General features: G+C 36.9%; 1 protein-coding gene. It reads right to left on the reverse strand.

Annotated features, from left to right (window positions below; genetic code table 11):
• Nucleotides 1-75 precede the first annotated feature (75 nt).
• The coding region (locus tag NG904_RS16845; RefSeq protein WP_502801473.1) for an ATP-binding protein at nucleotides 76-282 on the reverse strand (207 nt) is incomplete at its 5' end.

The following is a 282-nucleotide window of genomic DNA, read 5'->3' on the forward strand; positions in this document are numbered from 1 at the left end:
TTTATGTTTATAGGAATATGGTTATTTATAGTAGCAATAAAATCACATAAACAATTACGATATCAAAACTATATATTAGAAAAGATCTGCAATAGATACTTTTGTTCCTTTTCCTACTTCTGAAGTAATAAATATTTTATTAGAAAGGTTATTTAAAATTTCTTTACATAAATATAACCCTATTCCCGTAGATTTTTTATTCATTCCGCCATTAAACCCTGCAACCCCCTCCCCCCATCCCCCACCCACCCCACCCTCCCCACCCCCCCCCCCCACCCCCCC

This window comes from Clostridium sp. ZBS15 (assembly GCF_023845705.1).
In the GTDB taxonomy this organism is placed as follows: domain Bacteria; phylum Bacillota; class Clostridia; order Clostridiales; family Clostridiaceae; genus Clostridium; species Clostridium aquiflavi.